At 61.1% G+C, this 2,226-nt stretch carries 3 protein-coding genes and 2 tRNA genes; 3 read left to right on the top strand and 2 right to left on the bottom strand.

Features of this window, described 5'->3' with window-relative positions:
• The coding region (locus EOA38_RS34280; RefSeq protein ID WP_145966217.1) for an FAD-dependent oxidoreductase at positions 1-226 on the bottom strand (226 nt) is incomplete at its 3' end.
• Between the two features lie 298 nt (positions 227-524).
• Between EOA38_RS34280 and EOA38_RS34275 the strand changes: the two genes are divergently transcribed.
• Positions 525-914 (top strand): hypothetical protein, encoded by a 390-nt coding sequence (locus EOA38_RS34275; RefSeq protein WP_127301303.1) that lies wholly within the window; start codon positions 525-527, stop codon positions 912-914.
• Between the two features lie 208 nt (positions 915-1,122).
• Positions 1,123-1,560: a VOC family protein gene (locus tag EOA38_RS34265; RefSeq protein WP_127301302.1), complete on the top strand. Its 438-nt coding sequence runs from the start codon at positions 1,123-1,125 to the stop codon at positions 1,558-1,560.
• Between the two features lie 176 nt (positions 1,561-1,736).
• Here EOA38_RS34265 and EOA38_RS34260 read toward each other — a convergent pair.
• Positions 1,737-1,813 (bottom strand) — tRNA-Asp (locus EOA38_RS34260).
• 218 nt (positions 1,814-2,031) lie between these two features.
• Between EOA38_RS34260 and EOA38_RS34255 the strand changes: the two genes are divergently transcribed.
• A tRNA-Val gene (locus EOA38_RS34255) sits at positions 2,032-2,107 on the top strand.
• Positions 2,108-2,226: the final 119 nt, after the last annotated feature.

Below are 2,226 nucleotides of genomic sequence, written 5' to 3'. Positions count from 1 at the left end.
CATCCGCATCGCGTCCCTGCTTGCGGATCCATCCCCAATTGCGGCAGGACTGCTCGGCCGCGATCCGCCCCTTTTCCACCAGCGTCACGGAGATGTTCCGCCGCGCAAGAAAAAGAGCTGTCGTCACGCCGATAATGCCGCCGCCGACAATCACCACGTCCGAACTTTTCGGAGGAGGGCCGGGATATTGAATGGGATTCGCTTCGGAGAAGGGGAAAGTAAGCAAGGGCGCATCCTGAAAAGACGACGACAGCTATGGCCCACCGGCAGCCATCTTTTCTTGAGGCAGTTCAAGGGGAACGTGGAGCACAGGCGCGAGCATATGTGCAGCCACCATTCAACGCTCGATCACATCGGATAACGTTTGCGTGCCACCTGCGTTTCAACTCCGGGGTGGCCTCTATATCTCGTCCCCGGGCCGAGAACCGCCGGCGGTGAGTGGCTGCATCGCGACACGACGCGACCAGACGGCCCGTTTTGGGGAAGCGGCTTTACCGCTCCCTCCATCATAGGGAGATGCCGTCATGCGCTATTTCATGCCAAAAATCATCGCGGTCGCATCGGTCTTCGCGGCCATACCGCTTTCGAGCGCCTATGCGGTGCACCGTCACCACAGGGTCGACACCATGACCACGGCATCGGTGCCGGCGGATCCGAAAGCGAAAGCGGCGTTGGATCAGTTGCTGAACGTGAGGCAGGGTATCCGGGAAGCAAGGCAAGCCGGCAAGATCACGCAGGATCAGGCCCGTGATCTGATGCAGCAGGCGGATACCATCCAGCGTACCGCGCTGACTTCCGGAGACCGTTCGGCGCTGGGGGAGATCAATGCCCTGGATCAGCGGCTTCAGAATGCCACCGGGCAAGGCACCTATATGGGTGACGGTGCCGACGGCGGCTACTATCCGAACGGCTGACGAAGACACGCGCTTCATAAATGGCCGCCGGCGTGAGCAGTGCCCTCCTTCAGGTGGCTGCCGGTGAGAAGCGCTTGACGATCCAGCCTTTCTCAACCTCATGCCGGCGCCGCCGCCGTTCTCTGAGATGAACTCGACGCCGGCCATTTCAAGGGCGCCCCGGCGCTTATGAGTTTACGGCCTGGACGGCACCTTGTAGCCTGGACACATGGCACTCAAACGGATGGACAACGTAGGAATCGTCGTCGATGACCTCGAAGGGACGATTGATTTCTTTCGCGAGCTCGGCCTTGAGCTCGAAGGGCGGGCCACGATCGAAGGAGAATGGGCCGGACGTGTCACTGGATTGGGCGATCAGCGCGTCGAGATTGCCATGATGCGCACGCCGGACGGCCACGGCCGGCTCGAGCTATCCCGCTTCCTCACGCCGCCTGTCGTCGCGGATCACCGCAACGCCCCGGTGAACGCTCTAGGCTACCTGCGCGTCATGTTCGCCGTGGACGACATCGACGAGACGCTTGAAAAGCTCCGCCATCGCGGCGCGCAGCTCGTAGGCGAAGTAGTCCAGTATAAAGACGCGTACCGGCTCTGCTACATCCGCGGGCCTGAAGGGCTTCTCATCGGGCTCGCCCAAGAACTCGGCTGAGCGCAATACGACGACAATAGCGAAGGCTCTTGGCCTCTCGATCGTGCGGTGTGGACCAGACGGGCCTCAGGCATACGCGATCGCGGCGGAGCGGAACGAGCGCTGGCAGAGCTTGCGCATCCAGGGTCGGCAGTTGAAACTTCTTTGGAGCGTAGAGCCTAAACCCTTGAAAAGACTGGCGCGAGTGACGGGGCTCGAACCCGCGACCTCCGGCGTGACAGGCCGGCACTCTAACCGACTGAGCTACACCCGCGCACTGACGAGCACGTGTAAGGCGTGTTCGTCGTTGGGCCGCTGGATAAGGGGTTCGTTTGCGGGTGTCAAGCGCGGCATGTGAGCATATCAGCAATCAGCGGAAGGTTTTTTGACAAGTGCGCCGGCATTGGGGAAATCCGCCTGACAGCGGGTGCGCCGGCTGTTCATTGGGCCTTGCGAACAGAGCCCTAACTGCTTAAAGGTCCGGCCCGGAGCGGGCGATTAGCTCAGTTGGTAGAGCGCTTCGTTTACACCGAAGATGTCGGCGGTTCGAGCCCGTCATCGCCCACCATATAACTGCTGTTTTTTTTGTTCCCGTCATCGGTTGGCCACGCTGTCTAAAGCGGGCAGCGGTTCACATCAGGGGCTTGTCGAAGGGGTGGCGGATTTTGCACGAAGGAGCGCCAAGAC

It is taken from the genome of Mesorhizobium sp. M1E.F.Ca.ET.041.01.1.1 (genome assembly GCF_003997355.1).
Classification (GTDB): Bacteria; Pseudomonadota; Alphaproteobacteria; order Rhizobiales; family Rhizobiaceae; genus Mesorhizobium.
This window is presented reverse-complemented; position numbering and strand designations above follow the sequence as displayed.

Bases quoted from the DNA above. Each gene is read 5' to 3' on its own strand.
- EOA38_RS34275 (WP_127301303.1), top strand. From the start codon at position 525: ATGCGCTATTTCATGCCAAAAATCATCGCGGTCGCATCGGTCTTCGCG.
- EOA38_RS34265 (WP_127301302.1), top strand. From the start codon at position 1,123: ATGGCACTCAAACGGATGGACAACGTAGGAATCGTCGTCGATGACCTC.